Annotated in this window: 12 protein-coding genes; 10 read left to right on the top strand and 2 right to left on the bottom strand. The window is 56.8% G+C overall.

What is annotated here, in order from left to right; all coding sequences use genetic code 11:
• Positions 1-64: 64 nt before the first annotated feature.
• Positions 65-481, bottom strand: coding sequence for a hypothetical protein (locus tag PHACT_RS09985; RefSeq protein ID WP_139141497.1), 417 nt, complete (start codon positions 479-481; stop codon positions 65-67).
• Positions 478-1,233: a cytochrome b/b6 domain-containing protein gene (locus PHACT_RS09980; protein ID WP_070117567.1), complete on the bottom strand. Its 756-nt coding sequence runs from the start codon at positions 1,231-1,233 to the stop codon at positions 478-480. Before PHACT_RS09980 ends, PHACT_RS09985 begins: the two co-directional genes overlap by 4 nt.
• A 553-nt stretch (positions 1,234-1,786) precedes the next feature.
• On the opposite strand from PHACT_RS09980, the gene gltB reads away from it, so the two are divergent.
• From gltB to rdgB, 10 genes are all read left to right on the top strand, one after another.
• Positions 1,787-6,355 carry a glutamate synthase large subunit gene (gltB, locus tag PHACT_RS09970; protein WP_070117561.1) on the top strand — a complete coding sequence of 1,523 codons (4,569 nt, stop codon included), beginning with the start codon at positions 1,787-1,789 and terminating at the stop codon, positions 6,353-6,355.
• Positions 6,356-6,475: 120 nt separating this feature from the next.
• Complete coding sequence (locus PHACT_RS09965) at positions 6,476-7,912, top strand: glutamate synthase subunit beta (protein WP_070117557.1); 1,437 nt, start codon at positions 6,476-6,478, stop codon at positions 7,910-7,912.
• A gap of 182 nt (positions 7,913-8,094) precedes the next feature.
• Positions 8,095-9,048: an ABC transporter ATP-binding protein gene (locus tag PHACT_RS09960; RefSeq protein WP_070117552.1), complete on the top strand. Its 954-nt coding sequence runs from the start codon at positions 8,095-8,097 to the stop codon at positions 9,046-9,048.
• A 24-nt stretch (positions 9,049-9,072) separates the two neighbouring features.
• The gene (locus PHACT_RS09955) at positions 9,073-10,665 is read left to right on the top strand and encodes an ABC transporter permease (protein WP_070117547.1); all 1,593 of its coding nucleotides are present in this window, start codon (positions 9,073-9,075) and stop codon (positions 10,663-10,665) included.
• Positions 10,666-10,738: 73 nt separating this feature from the next.
• Complete coding sequence (locus PHACT_RS09950) at positions 10,739-11,782, top strand: AI-2E family transporter (protein ID WP_070117541.1); 1,044 nt, start codon at positions 10,739-10,741, stop codon at positions 11,780-11,782.
• Between the two features lie 99 nt (positions 11,783-11,881).
• A complete protein-coding gene (gene proC, locus PHACT_RS09945) occupies positions 11,882-12,691 on the top strand; it encodes a pyrroline-5-carboxylate reductase (protein WP_070118290.1) in 810 nt (269 codons plus the stop codon).
• Positions 12,692-12,713: 22 nt separating this feature from the next.
• Positions 12,714-13,292 carry a YggT family protein gene (locus PHACT_RS09940; protein WP_070117534.1) on the top strand — a complete coding sequence of 193 codons (579 nt, stop codon included), beginning with the start codon at positions 12,714-12,716 and terminating at the stop codon, positions 13,290-13,292.
• A 1-nt stretch (position 13,293) separates the two neighbouring features.
• A complete protein-coding gene (gene metX / locus PHACT_RS09935; protein ID WP_070117528.1) occupies positions 13,294-14,484 on the top strand; it encodes a homoserine O-succinyltransferase MetX in 1,191 nt (396 codons plus the stop codon).
• The gene (metW, locus tag PHACT_RS09930) at positions 14,484-15,086 is read left to right on the top strand and encodes a methionine biosynthesis protein MetW (RefSeq protein WP_070117522.1); all 603 of its coding nucleotides are present in this window, start codon (positions 14,484-14,486) and stop codon (positions 15,084-15,086) included. The genes metX and metW overlap by 1 nt, the downstream gene beginning before the upstream one ends.
• 27 nt (positions 15,087-15,113) lie before the next feature.
• On the top strand, positions 15,114-15,740 hold the full coding sequence (gene rdgB / locus PHACT_RS09925) for an RdgB/HAM1 family non-canonical purine NTP pyrophosphatase (protein ID WP_070117516.1): 627 nt from the start codon (positions 15,114-15,116) through the stop codon (positions 15,738-15,740).
• Positions 15,741-15,745 lie beyond the last annotated feature (5 nt).

The raw sequence follows: 15,745 nt of genomic DNA, 5'->3' as shown, positions 1-15,745 counted from the left end.
AAGACACAGGCAAAAAAAAGCCACCGGGTTTAGGTGGCTTTTTTACTGCGTCTCAACTGCACGTTCAGGCTTTCTTGAACAGCGGCTCTTCCTGGGCAGTGGGCTTGCTCTGCGCAGACGGTTTAAAAATCTCACTGTACAGGAAGAAATCGGTTAACACCGCGCGCAGGTGGATGGACGCATTCAGGTTGTCCACCAGCTCCGAGCTCATCAACGGCTGCGCCAGCACAAAACGAAGCGTAGCGCTGGCCTTGCGAATATCTTCCGCAACCACCTGCTCATACTCGTCCTCGGTATCTCCCAGCGCGGCCAGCACATTCTGCATGGACGCCAGCATCTCTTCCAGCGTCGGCCGGGCGTGAGGTGTCGGATACGTCGACTCGTCATGCGGCGGACGCCCTTGAGCAGCATACGCCAGCAGAAACTCGTAGCCGGACTCGACTACCTCAATATCTTTTTCCAGGTTCTTTACGTCGGTCAATCTTTCACCTTCCATTTGCTTGTGTCGTGATTCGCGCGCATTTCATCTTCGGAGATCCAGCCCTTCACCATTGAACGGGTATAGAAGATCTTCTCCGGACGCACCGCAAAGTAGATGTGTATCGCCGTAAAGGCCACCAGCGCCAGTGTCGCCAGGCCGTGCAGCAAGAACATCAGGCCGAGTTGCGCTTCATCAGCCACCGACGGACGCTCCCAGAACGGGGTGCGGATGTTCATGAACAGGATGATGCCGGTCACAATCACCAGCAGTACCAGCACGGTCATCGCCCAGTGCATACCTTTCTGCTCAAACGAGTATTTGCCCGGCTTGCGGTTTTCATCAAACGGCTCGGCAAAATCTGAGGGCGTCATCAGCATGGACTTGAAGTCCTGCCAGAACGAGGCACGGATGATGTGAAAGATCACCACGAATGTCAGCAGCAGGCCGGCAATCCAGTGAATATCCAGCCACGCAAAGCGCAGACCAATAATGGGCATGACACCGGTGACGATCAGAACCAGCACACAGCCGGCCATTATCCAGTGAAAGGCGCGGTCGATGACGTCGTGACGGCTGACTTTGCGACCTTCGGGTGAGGGCTTGGCTTTTTTCTTGGCCAGTGCAGCCATAAAAATGGCATGGGCAGCGAGAAGCACCAGTATTGCAACGGCGACGACCCACAGCAGATCCCAGGACACACCCAGAATGACCTCATCACCCCATACATCCCGTCTATAACGTACGATTTCCACGCGATTTCCCCTCAATTGTAATATATTGTTTTTTAAGGCGTTTTCCAGACACCATGTGACCTACATGCACGCGACGGTGCTCAATCCGCCGAGCCTGCTTGACGCTTTCCGGGCCGCCTCGCAGTAACCACGCTGACGCCGGTCGCCTCCACTGACGTTAAGCAAGTGCGTCAGTACCCTGTAAAATGCTTGTACAGCCTAGGGATTCAGGGGGCATACAGGAGAAGAAGGTTAATCCAGACATGAACATTTATCAAGCCAAGATACGCCCCGGACCGGTATCGTCACAGCTTGACATATTTTCGTTCGGTGGTATTGTGTCCAGCCCCCGTATTACAGCGTACTGTGGTGGTACTACCGTCCGGACTATTGTTCAGACTATGCCGGATACGCCGACCGGGGTGCAGGCAGCTTCACCGAGCCGCGTCAAACCAAAACCCAAAACCCACGCATCTCCCTGCCTGCAGTGCTTGAAGATCGATCGTGTCGGCCAGGAACGTTAACGATTGCCGAAGCGGATACACTATAACGAATTAACGAGACTTAGCGACCTATGACTGAACAAGCCCAACACCCCTACAAGTTTGGTTTCCCCGAACAAACCGGACTTTATGATCCGGCAAGTGAAAAAGACTCCTGCGGCGTAGGTTTTGTGGCAGATATCAAGGGTCGCCCCAGTCACCAGATCATGCTGGATGCCTACCATCTGAACTCGCGCATGGATCACCGCGGTGGTTGTGGCTTTGAAGCCAACACCGGTGACGGCGCCGGCATCCTGATGGCATTGCCGCACTCCTTCTTTGCCGATGTCACCAAAAACGAGCTGGGCACCGAGCTGCCCGCCGCCGGCCAGTACGCCGTGGGCAACATCTTTTTACCCCAGATCAGCAAAGAGCGTGAATTCTGCCGCGATGCCATCAATCAGATCATCGCCGAAGAAGGTCAGACCCTGCTGGGCTGGCGCGAAGTACCGGTTGATGCAGACGGCGCCGATGTCGGCCCGGCTGCGCGCATGGCACAGCCACAGATCGAGCAACTGTTTATAGGCGCCGCTGACGGCCTCGATAAAGAAGCCTTTGAGCGCAAGCTGTACATTATTCGCAAGCGATTTACCCACAAGCTGCGCGGTGACAAATCACTGAGCGAGGCCAAAATGGTCTACGCCTGCAGCCTGTCCACCAAAGTCATCGTCTATAAAGGCATGCTGACACCGGGTCAGTTGTTCCCGTTCTACAAAGATCTGACCAACCCTACCTGTGAAACCCACATGGCAATGGTGCATTCACGTTTCAGCACCAATACCTTCCCGTCATGGGATCGTGCTCAGCCTAACCGTTTCATGAGCCATAACGGTGAAATCAATACACTGCGCGGCAACGTCAACCAGATGGTGGCACGAGAAGGCACGCTGAACACCGATCTGTTTGATGACAAATTAAAAGACCTGTTCCCTATCATCGACTCCGACTGCTCGGACTCCGGCTCATTTGACGCCGTTCTTGAGTTCATGCTGCTGTCCGGCCGCTCACTGCAGGAAGCGGTGATGATGATGATTCCGGAAGCCTGGCAGTCCGACGTCAACATGACGCAGGACAAAAAGGATTTCTACGAATTCCATTCCGCCTTGATGGAACCCTGGGACGGCCCTGCCTCCATTGTGTTCTCTGACGGCCATTACATCGGCGCCGTACTCGATCGCAACGGCCTGCGCCCAAGCCGTTATTATGTGACACATGACGACAAGGTCATCATGGCGTCAGAAGTAGGCGTGGTAAAAGTGGATCCAGCCAACGTCAAGGAGAAGGGTCGCCTGAAACCGGGCCGCATGTTCCTGCTCGACTTTGAACAGGGTCGCCTGATTCCCGACGCCGAACTGAAGCAGAGCATTGCTGCCAAGCGCCCTTACGGCGAGTGGCTGTCGAACCAGAAAGTCACCCTGGACAAACTCTCGGACGGCAATGAAGCGCATTCGCTGGATTCGGAGAATGTGCTGGCACGCATGCAGGCCTTTGGTTACACCACTGAGACCATGCAGTTCATGCTGCTGCCGATGATCACCCAGGCCCGTGACCCGCTCGGCTCCATGGGTAACGACTCCGCACTGGCATGTCTGTCCGACAAGCCACGCATGATCTATGACTACTTCAAGCAACTGTTTGCACAGGTAACCAACCCCGCTATCGACTCCATCCGCGAAGAAGTTGTCATGTCGCTGGAATGTTTCATCGGCCCGGAAGGCAACCTGCTGGAAACCACTGAAGCACAGGCACACCGACTCAGCCTGAAGCACCCGATCCTGTCCAACAAGCAGCTGCAGACCATTGCCAACATGGACTACAACGGCCTGCGCACCAAAGTCATCGATATCACTTATGACGTCACTGCCGATGATTCTTTCAAGGGCGCCCTGGCACGTATCTGCACCGAGTCCAGCCAGGCCATTGCCGACGGTTATGCCTTTGTCATCCTGTCTGACCGCAATATCAGCAAAAACCGGGCTGCCATCAGCGCACTGATCGCCTGTGGCGCGGTTCACCACCACCTGATCAAGACTCACGAGCGCACTCGCATCGGTCTGATTGTGGAAACCGGCGAGGCCCGTGAAGTGCATCACTTCTGCCTGCTCACCGGCTACGGTGCAGACGCAGTGAATCCTTACCTCGCATTCGAGGCAGTGTGGCAGGCGCAGCTTGATGGCCTGATCGGCACCGACTACGACACCGAAGACAAAGTTGTGTATGCCTATAAAAAGGCAGTGGCCAAGGGCATGCTCAAGGTCATGGCCAAAATGGGCATTTCCACCCTGCATTCATATAAAGGCGCGCAGATTTTTGAAGCCGTGGGTCTGGCCGATGACATCGTTGCCCGTTGTTTTGTGGGCACCGCCAGCCGCGTTCAGGGCGTGGATTTTGCCACCCTGATTGAAGAAACCGAACGCCGTCACCGTCTCGGCTTCCCGGCCAAGGACGAAAACCGCATTCCGGTGCTGAATAACCCGGGTGATTTCCACTGGCGTAACGGTGGCGACAGCCACATGTGGGATCCCAGCGCGATCTTTAACCTGCAGAATGCAGCGCGCACCAACAGCCCGGACGCGTACAAGGTGTTCGCCAAGTACACCAACGAACAGACAACCCGCGCCTGCACATTGCGTGGCCTGCTGAACTTCCGTCAGGATACGGCGGCAATCGCGCTGGAAGAGGTCGAATCAGCCAAGGACATCGTCAAACGCTTCGCCACTGGCGCCATGAGCTTTGGTTCCATTTCCGAGGAAAGCCACGAAGCGCTGGCCGTTGCCATGAACCGACTGGGCGGCAAGTCCAACACCGGTGAAGGTGGTGAAGACCCGATTCGTTTCCAGCCCATGGCTAATGGCGACTCCAAGCGTTCTGCCATCAAGCAGGTGGCGTCCGGTCGGTTTGGTGTCACCATCTGGTACCTGAGCAACGCTGACGAAATTCAGATCAAGATTTCCCAGGGCGCCAAGCCAGGCGAGGGCGGTGAGTTGCCCGGCGGCAAAGTGGACGAGCAGATTGCCCGTATCCGGCACTCAACCCCGGGCGTGGGTCTGATCTCACCACCGCCACACCATGACATCTATTCCATTGAGGACATGGCGCAGTTGATCCATGACCTGAAAAATGCCAACCGTCAGGCTCGCATCAGTGTCAAGCTGGTCTCCGAAATCGGCGTGGGTACGGTTGCTGCGGGTGTCACCAAAGCCAAGACCGATCACCTGGTGATTGCCGGCCATGATGGCGGTACCGGTGCCTCGCCGCTGACCTCGATCAAGCACGCTGGTCTGCCGTGGGAGCTGGGCGTCGCCGAGACCCACCAGACACTGGTGATGAACAACCTGCGCTCACGCGTGGTGCTGCAGACTGACGGTCAGCTCAAGACCGGTCGCGACGTTGCCATTGCTGCACTTTTGGGCGCGGAAGAATTTGGTTTTGCCACTGCACCGCTGGTCACACTGGGCTGCATCATGATGCGTAAGTGTCACCTCAATACCTGTCCGGTCGGCATTGCCACACAGGACCCGGCCCTGCGCAAGAAATTCAAGGGTCAACCTGAACACGTGGTCAACTACCTGTTCATGGTGGCCGAAGAGTTGCGCGAGATCATGGCGCGTCTTGGTGTTCGCACGCTGAACGAAATGGTCGGCCGTGTTGATCTGCTGGAAAGCAACATCGCCATTGATCACTGGAAAGCCAAAGGCCTGGATCTGAGCAGGATACTGGCACCAGCCAAGGCAGTGTTCCCCGACACCGGCACTTACCAGACGCTGACTCAGGACCACGGCCTGGACAAGGCGCTGGACAATCAGTTGATCGAACTGGCCGCACCGGCGCTGGAGAAAGGCGAGAAAGTCGACATCGAACTGCCGGTGATCAATATCAATCGCGTGGTCGGCACCATGCTGTCCAACGAAGTGGCCAAGCGCTGGGGCGAGCAGATGCTGCCCGACGGCACCATCAATATCAAACTGAACGGCTCGGCCGGACAGAGCCTGGGTGCATGGCTGGCCAAGGGCATCACCATCACCGTAGAAGGCGACTGCAACGACTTTGTCGGCAAGGGTCTGTCTGGCGGCCGCATCGTGGTGTACCCGCCCAAAAACAGCAGCTTCAAGGCTGAAGAAAACATCATCGCCGGTAACGTCAATCTGTACGGCGCCACCGGTGGCGAAGCCTACTTCCGCGGCATCGCCGCCGAACGTTTTGCGGTGCGTAACTCCGGCGCATCTGCCGTTGTTGAAGGCATCGGTGATCACGGCTGCGAGTACATGACCGGGGGCCGCGTGGTCATTCTGGGTCAGACCGGCCGCAACTTCGGCGCCGGCATGAGTGGCGGCGTGGCGTATGTCTGGGATCAGGACAAGAGCTTCGCCCGCCAGTGCAACACCGAGTCCTACGAGTTGGAAGGCGTCAGCGATGCTGCCGACCTGGAGGAGCTGAAGACACTGATCAGCAACCACCTGCACTATACCGACTCAGCAGTGGCAAAGCAGATTCTGGATAACTGGGATCAGGCCGTACAACAGTTTGTCAAAGTCATGCCCAGCGATTACAAGCGCGTACTGGCGGAAATGGCAGCAAAAGAACAGGCGGTCGCAGTTTAGTCTGGGTACAACTTAGTCTGGGTACAACAGACGGTTCGCAGAACAGGCGAACAAGACCATTGGGTGTGGCCGTTTGTGAACAGCCTGCCAGGATATAAATTTCGAAGAATAGGTTAAAACATGGGTAAGCCAACAGGTTTTAAAGAATTTGAGCGCAAGACTGAACCGTATCGTGCGCCAGCGGAACGACTCCTTGATTATAAGGAAATCTACACCGAGCACGACGAACAGCACCTGGCGACCCAGGGCGCTCGCTGCATGGATTGTGGTGTACCATTTTGCCAGTCTGACAATGGCTGCCCGGTTTACAACCTGATTCCGGAATGGAATGACCTGGTTTATAAAGGTCAGTGGCGCGATGCCCTGGACCGCCTGCACAAAACCAATAACTTCCCCGAGTTTACCGGCCGTGTCTGTCCGGCACCGTGTGAAGGCTCCTGTGTACTGGGCATCAACGAACCGGCCGTGACCATCAAGAACATTGAAAACGCCATCATCGACAAAGGTTTCGAAAACGGCTGGGTGCGCGCCCATGTGCCAACACTGCGCACCGGCAAAAAAGTGGCTGTCATCGGATCAGGCCCTGCCGGTCTGGCCGCCGCCGCGCAACTGAATCAGGCCGGTCACGAAGTCACCGTTTACGAGCGCGCTGACCGCATCGGTGGCCTGCTGATGTACGGTATCCCGAACATGAAGCTGGAAAAAGACGTTGTTGACCGCCGTGTCAAATTGCTCGAAGAAGAAGGCGTCAAGTTTGTCACCGGTGCAGATATCGGCGGCAAAGGCGACAACGCCATTCCGGCCGACGAACTGCTGGGCAATGTTGACGCCATGTGTCTCGCCACCGGCGCCACCACCGCGCGCGATCTGGGCATCCCCGGCCGCGAAGGCCCGGGCGTGCATTACGCCATGGAATTCCTGACCGCCAACACCAAGAGCCTGCTGGACTCCGAGCTGAAAGACGGCCAGTACATCACGGCCAAAGACAAAAACGTGATTGTGATTGGTGGCGGTGACACCGGGACTGACTGTATCGCCACCTCGCTGCGCCACGGCTGCAAATCTCTGGTCAACTTCGAGATCATGCCCAAGCCCTCACGCGAGCGGCCCGCCGACAACCCCTGGCCGCTGTGGCCAAAAATTCATCGTGTCGATTACGGCCACGAAGAAGCAGCACATCGCGATGGCAATGACCCGCGCGAATACTCCATCAGCGGCAAAGAGTTTGTCCGCGACGAGCACGGCAAACTGCTGGGCATCAACACCGTTGAAGTTGATGGCAATTTCAAGGAAGTACCCGGGTCTACCAAGTTCTGGGAAGCTGAGCTGATTCTGCTGTCCATGGGTTTCCTGGGGCCAGAACACTATGTCAGCAACCCGCTCGGACTGGAACTGGATCAACGCTCCAACTACAAAGCCGAGTACAAGGACTTCCGCACCAACAACCCGAAAGTCTTTGCCGCCGGCGATTGCCGACGCGGTCAGTCGCTGGTGGTTCGTGCCATCGACGAAGGGCGTCTGGTGGCTGACGCCATCAATTCATACCTGGGTGCCTGATCCCGCTTTCCTGTGACGATGTGCGGCCGGGCCAATCAGGCCGACCGCACATCCCGCAGCGTGTCACGGTTCAGTGAACGTTGTTGTCAACAACGTTAGAACACTGCCACAAACCCTGTGCTACACTCCCAGAAACATCGGATCCAGCATGATTGCCGGATCCCTGACGGCGGACTTGCAGGATGAGCACACCAGTACTGGAACTGACCGAGGTCACCAAACGTTACGGCGATTTCACTGCCGTTAACAAAATCAATATCAGTATTCCCCAAGGCTCTGTCTACGGCTTTCTGGGCCCCAATGGCGCCGGCAAAACCACCACCATCCGCATGATTCTGGATATTCTGCGCCCCGACGCCGGCCAGGTTCAAGTGCTGGGCGCCAGCTCGGCCATGAAAGTACGTGACCGCATCGGCTATCTGCCAGAAGAAAAAGGCCTGTATAAAAAAATGAAGGTGTGGGCCATCATTGCCTACTTCGGCACCCTGAAAGGGCTGAGTCGACGGCAGGCGAAAGAAAAAGCCTGCTCATTGCTGGAAACATACGGTCTCAGCGACTTTGCCAATTCCAGCGTGGAGTCTCTGTCCAAGGGCATGGGCCAGAAAGTTCAGGTGCTGTCATCGATTGTACATGACCCGGAGCTGGTCATTCTGGATGAGCCGTTTTCCGGCCTCGACCCGGTCAACCAGGAAGTATTGGAACAGTTGATACGTGATCTGGCAGGCAATGGCCAGACCGTGATTTTTTCCACCCATGTCATGCAGCACGCCGAACGCCTGTGCGAGCGACTGCTGCTGATCACGCAGGGCAGCAAGGTTTTTGATGGCACCGTTGATGAAGCCCGCGCCATCATTCCCCGCCGAATTGTGCTGGAGACCCGCGACGACATCTCCCCGATTCGTTCACTCAATGGTGTTCTCTCAGTACAGGAACATCAGGTTGATGACGAGACTCGCCTGCCCGGCACGCGGCAATGGGAACTCTACGTCAAGGAACAGACCGACCCGCAACTGATTCTGCAACACTGTTTTGAAAGCGGCGTGTCGCTGAGCCGGTTTGATTTTACCCAGGCCACGTTGCATGACGTGTTTGTGCATCTGGTCGGGCAGGAAGCCAGGGAGCACAATTTCCGATGAGAGTTTATTCATGAGAGCTTGTTCATGAGAGTCACGCTGCTGATCGCCTGGCGCGAATACATGGAGAATGTCAAAACCAAGGGGTTCTGGATTGGTGTCCTGCTGGTGCCCATCGTGTTCTTTTTGATATTCCACGTCTCCAGCCGCCTGGCAACCGCAACACCCACACGTTATTACCTGCTGATTGATCAGTCCGGCGATTACGCCGCCGCCGTGGAAACCGCGATCCGTCGCGAGCATCAGCGTCGTGTCATGCTGGACTTCATGCGCTACCTGCAGGAGCACCGCCGTGATACCGAAACCGCCAGCTTCAGCGCAGAACCCGCAGCGCAACTTAACCAGTTGCTGGATGACTATGACAATGACGAAGTGGCCGCGCTTGACTCCTGGCTCAACAATGGCGGCCTGGATTATGCACTGACCATGGCACAGCCTTACCTGCGCGATGATGCCCCCGGCTTTACTGAACCACGACCACAATTTGTTGAAGCCAGCGTACCGCCCGAAGTGGACCCGGACGCCGATGCAGAGTTGGTCGTCGAGCAATTGCGGCCCTATCTCAATGGCGAACGCCGCATCAATGTGGGTGATGATAGCGCCAGCCTGTTTGCCCTGATTCTGATTCCGGAGAATGTTGACCAGGATATTGTGCGACCCGCCACTCTTCCCGGGCTGATGACACCCGATAGCGGACCGCGCGGCGTGCAGTACTGGGCCGGCAATCTGACCGACACCCGACTCTCGGGTGCCATCCAGAGCAGCATCAACAGTGCTATTCGCCAGCAGGAGTACGCCAGTCAGGGCATCGATGTCGCTGCCGTACGCAATGTCCAGCGTACCCGCCTGCCGCTGAGTCGTCTCGATCCGGGCAAGGCAGAGGGCGACGAAGCTGTGAGCCTGGCCGACACTTTCCGGCAATGGGCGCCCATGGGTTTTGTGTACCTGATCTTTATTTCCCTGATGCAGAGCGTGCAATACTTGCTCAGCAATACCATCGAGGAAAAATCCAACCGCATTATCGAAGTACTACTGGCCTCGGTGACCCCCGGTGAACTGATGATGGGCAAACTGCTCGGCATCGGCATTACCGGCATTACCACCATACTGGCCTGGATCGTTGCGTTCTTTGTCTTTATCCGGCTGTATCAGACGGTTGAAACCGCGATGATTGTGCAGGTGCTTGATGTTCTGTTGAGCTCGGACCTGATTCCCTATTTCATATTTTACTACCTGAGTTGTTATGCCCTGTATGCCGGCATTTTTCTCGCGATCGGCAGTCTGTGCAACACCCTCAAGGAAGCCCAGAGCCTGATGATGCCGCTGATGGCGGTGCTGGTGGTCCCCATCCTTACCATGAGTTTCATCGCCCAGGACCCCAATGGCACGCTGGCACGCGTGATGTCATGGATTCCATTGTTCACACCGTTTACCATGATGAACCGGGCGGCGGCACAACCGCCCATGATTGATATTGTAGGAACCACCATCGTGCTGGTGCTGACAACCGCGGCGGTGCTGTGGTTGTCTGGTCGGGTGTTCCGGCAGGGAATCCTGCGTTCGGGTCAGCCACCCCGTATCATCGAGCTTTGGCGCATGCTGCGTCGCTCAACCGATTGACCCGGTATCAGGACTTACACCAGAGCCAGAACCAGAACCAGAACCAGAACCAAGCGATAGCCAGGAGAGGCGAATGTCACGTCAGACGGTTCAAAGCAAAGCGTTCATCATTGTACTTGGGCTGATCACCCTGGCATTTCTGACCATTCTGCTGCCATTCTGGAGTTCCATCTTCTGGGCTTGCGTCATGACGCTGCTGTTTTACCCGCTGCAACGTCGTTTACGGAAGAAATTCAACGGCAGAGATACGCTGGCGGCTTTGGCAACCTTGCTGGCCGGCGTGTTCCTGGTCGTCATACCGGTAACCATGATCGCCTTTGCCTTTGTTTCCGAGGGTGCCCAGCTATACGAGTTGATTGAAAATCAGGAAATCGAACCCGACCAGCTTCTCGAGCGCATCGGCAGCGCCGTCCCCATCATCCCGGATGTGCTCGACCGCCTGGACATCGACATGTCCAATGTCCGCTCCTACCTGTCAGATTCAGCCGTCTCCCTGAGCCGCCAGTTGTCACAGGAGGCGCTCAGTTTTGGTCGTAATACCGTCAGCTTTACCGTCGGGCTGGTTCTGATGCTGTATCTGACGTTTTTTCTGTTGCGCGACGGCGACAAAATGATGGGTTGGCTGAGCACAGCGGTGCCGCTGGAGAACGACCGGCGGCAACTGCTGTTCAGCAAATTTACCGAGGTTGTGCGCGCCACCGTCAAAGGCAATCTGGTGGTGGCGATGGTGCAGGGTGCTCTGGGCGGCCTGATTTTCTGGTTGCTGGGTATCACGGCGCCGGTTCTGTGGGCCGTGGTGATGGCCTTCCTGTCACTGGTTCCCGCTGTTGGCGCCGCCCTGGTCTGGGTGCCGGTGGCCATCTACCTGTTTGCCACCGGCGAGGTCGTACAGGGCTCGATTCTGGTGGCATACGGCGCCATCATCATTGGTCTCGCGGACAATGTACTGCGCCCCATCCTGGTGGGCCGCGACACCAAACTGCCCGATTATGTCGTGCTGTTTTCCACCCTGGGCGGCATCAGCCTGCTCGGCATCAACGGTTTTGTCATTGGCCCCTTGATCGCTGCCCTGTTTATCAGCTTCTGGGCCACCTTCAGTCAGGACCTCAATCGCTGAGGTGTTAGCTGCAAGGCGCCGCCGCGTGAGTTAGAATACGGGTTTTGCGGCGCCGTGGCCCCATAACGCCACCGCCACTACCCGATGCAGGAGCAGACCTTGAACAATCGCCAGATCGCATTTATCGGTGCCGGCAATATGGCCAACAGCCTGATACGCGGACTGCTGGCCAAAGATGTTGCCGCCAGTCACATTCACGCCAGCGATATTGACAGCGATAAACTGCAGTCGCTGCAGACCGAATGTGGCATCCAGACCGGCGACACTGCGGCTGTTGCTGCGGTAGCGGACGTCATCATTCTGGCCGTGAAGCCCCAGGTGATGGCGCAGGTATGCGCCGCATTAAAACCGCTCATCGCCAAACCTGACTGCCTGGTCATCTCCATTGCTGCCGGCATTCCGGTGGCATCACTGGCGCAGTGGCTGGGTGAGGAACGGGCGATTGTTCGCTGCATGCCCAATACACCGTCTCTGGTCGGCGCCGGTGCTACCGGCCTGTACGCCAACGCCAATTGCAACGACGACCACAAAACCCTGGCCGGCGCTATCATGAGCGCAGTCGGTATTGCCTGCTGGTTGCAGGCCGAAAAAGACATTGATACGGTGACCGCGCTGTCAGGCAGCGGACCGGCCTACTACTTCCTGATGATTGAAGCCATGGAAAAAGCCGCCGTTGCCATGGGCCTGGCACCGGATGTGGCAAGGCAACTGAGCATACAGACCGCCCTGGGCGCCGGCAAACTCGCCGCCGCCAGCGATGTTGCACCGGATGAACTGCGACGTCGGGTCACCTCACCCGGCGGCACCACTGAGCAGGCCCTGCTGTCATTTGCCAATCAGGGTTTTGAATCCACCGTAGCCAACGCCATGCTGGCGGCACAACACCGCGCCGCCGAGCTGGCCAAATAATTCGACAGCAAGAGACCACATTATGAACTCACTTGGCAGTATCGGCTCCTTATTGGTTACCACGCTGGGCTCGCTGTATTTGCTGGCCATCCTGTTGCGCTTTCTGCTGCAGCTGTCACGCGCTGACTTTTACAACCCGATCACACAGATGATTGTGCGCGCCACTGACCCCGGGGTACAGATATTCCGCAAATTCATACCCGGCTTTCGCGGTATCGATTTCTCCTCGCTGGTCTTTGCCATATTGGTGCAGTGTCTGCTGATAACGGCGCTGATCTTCTTTGCCGGCATTGCCCTGCCGGACCCCGGACTGATATTGACCTGGGCGCTGGTGGGACTGCTCAGTTTTGTCCTCAATATTTATTTCTGGGGCCTGTTGATCTCCATCGTGTCCAGCTTTATTGCCCCCTACAGTGCCCACCCGGCGCTGGTGCTGGTCCGCCAGTTGGTGGAACCGGTGATGGCTCCTTTCCGACGTTTGCTGCCGTCCATGGGTGGACTGGACCTGTCGCCGATTTTTGTTTTCCTGAGCCTGCAGATCATCCGCATCGTGCTGATAGCGCCGGTTAACGCCAACCCCGTGTTTGTGCCGGGTCTGTAATATGCCCGACACCCTGCCGGACAATTCTGTTGGCCTGGTCACTCCCGAGCTTTATCGCTTCGAGGAGCCGTTGCCGCTGCGCAGCGGCAAATCGCTAAAAGCTTACGACCTGATGGTGGAAACTTACGGCACACTGAACGCCGACGCGTCCAATGCCGTGCTGATCTGCCATGCCCTGAGCGGTGATCATCATGCCGCCGGCTTTCACAGCATGGACGACCGCAAACCGGGCTGGTGGGATTCATGCATCGGGCCCGGAAAACCCATCGACACCAATCACTTTTTTGTGGTTTGCCTGAACAATCTGGGTGGCTGCGCCGGCAGTACCGGCCCGGCTTCCATCAATCCCGATACCGGCACCTGGTACGGCCCCGACTTTCCTGTGGTTACCGTGCGCGATTGGGTGAAAAGTCAGGCCCGGCTGGCGGATCGGCTGGGCATTCAACAATGGGCAGCAGTGGTCGGCGGCAGCCTCGGTGGCATGCAGGTCATGCGCTGGGCCATCAGTTATCCGGAGCGTGTGCGCCACGCCGTCATGCTTGCGGTCGCCCCCAAGCTGTCGGCGCAGAACATCGCCTTTAACGAGGTCGCGCGCCAGTCCATCACAGCGGACCCTGAGTTTCATGCCGGGCGTTATCGTGAGCATGAAGTGCTGCCCAAAAAAGGCCTGATGCTGGCGCGTATGGTGGGCCATATCACCTATCTTTCCGACAGTGCCATGCGTGAAAAATTCGGCAAGGTGTCCGATGAGTTAAAACAGGCTTCAATGAATCTGGGCCGGGACCTGCGCGCAGGCAAACTCAGCTTCGGATTTGATGTCGATTTTCAGGTAGAGAGTTACCTGCACTATCAGGGCGAACGTTTCTCGGAAACCTTCGACGCCAACACCTATCTGCTGATGACCAAAGCGCTGGACTATTTTGACCCAACAGTCGACTATGACGGTGACCTGAGCAAAGCCTTTGCCAACAGCAACTGTCGCTTCCTGCTGATGTCATTCAGTACTGACTGGCGCTTTCCCCCCGAGCGCACCCGGGAAATTGTCACCGCGCTGCTGAAAGCCGGCAAGCAGGTCAGCTACCTGGAAATCGAAGCAGACCAGGGCCATGATGCCTTCCTGTTGCCGGTGCCGCGTTACATGCAGGCGATGACTACGTATTTTAATGTCATCAAGCACGAGGTGGCCGCCTGATGCGAGCGGATCTGGACATTATTCAAAGCTGGATCGCACCAGGCAGTCGGGTGCTGGACCTGGGCTGTGGCGATGGCAGTCTGCTGCGCTATCTGCAGGACAATCTGCAGACCGTTGGCACAGGCCTGGAAATAGATGAAGACAGAATCGACGCCTGCCTTGCCAAAGGCATCAGCGTTATTCAACAGGACCTCAACGAAGGCCTGCAGAATTTTGAATCACAGAGTTTTGATACCGTGCTGCTGACACAGACGCTACAGGCGGTGCATTTCCCCGACCTGCTGGTGGAAGAAATGCTGCGCATCGGTAAAAACTGCATCGTGACGTTTCCCAACTTTGGCAACTGGCGTGCTCGCCTGCACCTGGTGGTGAAGGGCCGCATGCCGGTGTCGGAGTACATACCCTATGAATGGTATAACACACCCAATATCCATTTCTGTACCGTGCGTGACTTTGATGTGTTCTGTGCAGACAAAAACATCGACGTGATCAGCCGCACGGTGGTGGATTACAAACACCGCGATAGCTGGTTCATCCGGGCCGCACCCAACCTGCTCAGTGAAATTGCCATTTACCATTTTTCACGCGCGCCGGGGCCCTGATCCGGCCCATCTGTGGGCATGAGAAATATGAATAGTACGACTAAAAAAATTGTCCTGGCCTCGGGCAACGAAGGCAAGCTCCGCGAACTGCAACAGTTGCTGAGCAAGCTTGATGTCGAGTTGGTGACCCAGAAAAGTCTGGGCATTGCCGATGCAGACGAGACCGGTCTGACATTTATCGAGAATGCCATCCTGAAGGCGCGCCATGCCAGTGAAGCCAGCGGCCTGCCGGCGCTGGCAGATGACTCCGGCCTGGCGGTTGATGCCCTGGGCGGCGCACCGGGCATTTATTCGGCCCGCTTCGCTCAGTCGCCAGCCGGTGCTGATCGCGCGGCCCGCGACTCAGCAAACAACCAGAAACTGTTGCAGTCACTTGAGGGCTTGAGTGACAGCGAACGAAACGCACAGTTTCATTGCGTTGTCGTTTTTCTGCGCCACGCTCAGGATCCGACACCACTGGTTGCGCATGGCATCTGGCATGGCCGGATTCTGGTCACGCCAGCAGGCGAGGGCGGCTTCGGTTACGACCCGCTGTTTTATGTGTCTGACATGAACTGCAGCTCGGCACAGCTACGTGCAGAACAGAAGAATGCCATCAGTCATCGTGCCATTGCCATGAAGTCACTGATGCAACAGTTGTCGTCACGCTTGTGAGTGAC

The organism is Pseudohongiella acticola (assembly GCF_001758195.1).
Taxonomy (GTDB): domain Bacteria; phylum Pseudomonadota; class Gammaproteobacteria; order Pseudomonadales; family Pseudohongiellaceae; genus Pseudohongiella; species Pseudohongiella acticola.
The sequence above is the reverse complement of the archived record's forward strand: the minus strand, read 5'-3'. Positions and strand labels throughout refer to the sequence as shown.